The 1,552-nt window shown below is 61.3% G+C and carries 2 protein-coding genes; both read left to right on the top strand.

The genetic code is table 11. The features are described 5' to 3' along the window. A partial coding sequence (locus NP596_RS21295) for an AMP-binding protein (protein WP_256617387.1) occupies window positions 1-1,162 on the top strand: 1,162 nt, incomplete at its 5' end. 47 nt (window positions 1,163-1,209) lie between these two features. Then, a partial coding sequence (locus NP596_RS21290) for a hypothetical protein (RefSeq protein WP_256617386.1) occupies window positions 1,210-1,552 on the top strand: 343 nt, incomplete at its 3' end.

Genomic DNA, 1,552 nt, shown 5'->3' with positions numbered 1-1,552 from the left:
GGCGATTGCCGAACCCGGCGTGCATCGCGACCCGGCCGAGCTGGCGCGACTGATGCTCAAGCACCGCGTCGGCACCCTGCATTTCGTACCGTCCATGCTGGCTGAATTCGTCAACCAGCCCGAGCTGCCGGCGTTTCCCGACCTGAAACGTATCGTCTGCAGCGGCGAAGCCTTGCCGGCGGACCTGCAACAGCGAGTCTTTCAGCGATTGCCGGGCGTCGAACTCGACAACCTGTACGGCCCGACCGAAGCCGCGATCGACGTCACCCACTGGACCTGCCGCGACGACGGTAATCACAGTGTGCCGATCGGCCAACCCATCGCCAACAGCCAAATCCACATTCTGGATGCCCACCTCAACCCGCTACCGGCGGGCATCGCCGGCGAACTGTACATCGGAGGTCGAGGCCTGGCGCGCGGCTACCACCGCCGTTCCGGCCTGACCGCCGAACGCTTCATACCCGACCCGTTCGGTAGCGGCGAACGGTTGTACCGCACCGGCGACAAGGCAAAGTGGCGCAACGACGGCGTCATCGAATACCTGGGCCGCCTGGATCATCAGATCAAACTGCGCGGCCTGCGCATCGAGCTGGGGGAAATCGAAGCGGCACTCATGGCGCAAACCGGCATAACCGAAGCCGCGGTACTGCTGAAAGATAGCCCGCACGGTCCGCGCTTGGTCGCCTACGCCGCCGCCGGTCGCCTGGTCGAGGTCGAAACACTGCAACAAGGCTTGCGGCAACGCTTGCCCGACTACATGGTGCCCAACGCCATCGTAATACTGGATAGCCTGCCCAAGACCGTTAACGGCAAACTCGACCGCAAAGCCCTGCCGGAACCCGAACTGAACCGGGGCGATTATCGCGCACCGCAAACCGGAACCGAACAACGATTGGCTGATGTCTGGCAAAGCCTGCTGGGCGTGGAACGGGTTGGGCGCAACGATAACTTCTTCGAACTGGGCGGGCATTCGCTGCTGGCGACACGTTTGGTAGCGCAAATTCGAATCGATTTGGGTGTGGATTTACCGTTGCGCAATGTATTCGAAACCGAGGAACTGCGGCAATTGGCCGAGCGTATCGATCAGCTCGGTGCGGCCCTGGTCGGCGACGAGGTGTTGGCGGATATGAGCGGGTGGCTGGATGAGTTGGAGCTTTCTTAATGGCGGAGCAGGTATTAGCAACATCAAAGGATAACAATCAAGACGATATGAAATTGAATACCGACAGCTTGGCTGCTGACAAATACCCGCAACCATCGCCGAAATCCGCCAACCCGATGGCCGGCGAGGATTTGGTACGCCGCTTTGTCGGCTTGCCGCTGGAAAAGCGGCGGCTGTTTCTGGATAGGCTGCAACAGCAAGGCGGCGATTTCTCCAAGCTGCCGATTCCCGCGCAATTGTGCGGCGACGACGATATTCCGCTATCCTTGGTGCAGCAAGGGCTGTGGGTTTTGCACCAGCTCGACCCCGCCAGCACGGCCTACCACATTGCCGGCGGAGTGAGCATCGTCGGCGCGCTGGACCGTGGCGCGCTGCAACAGGCTTTCGACA

Origin of the sequence: Methylomonas rivi, assembly GCF_024505165.1 — a bacterium.
Taxonomy (GTDB): domain Bacteria; phylum Pseudomonadota; class Gammaproteobacteria; order Methylococcales; family Methylomonadaceae; genus Methylomonas; species Methylomonas rivi.
The sequence above is the reverse complement of the archived record's forward strand: the minus strand, read 5'-3'. Positions and strand labels throughout refer to the sequence as shown.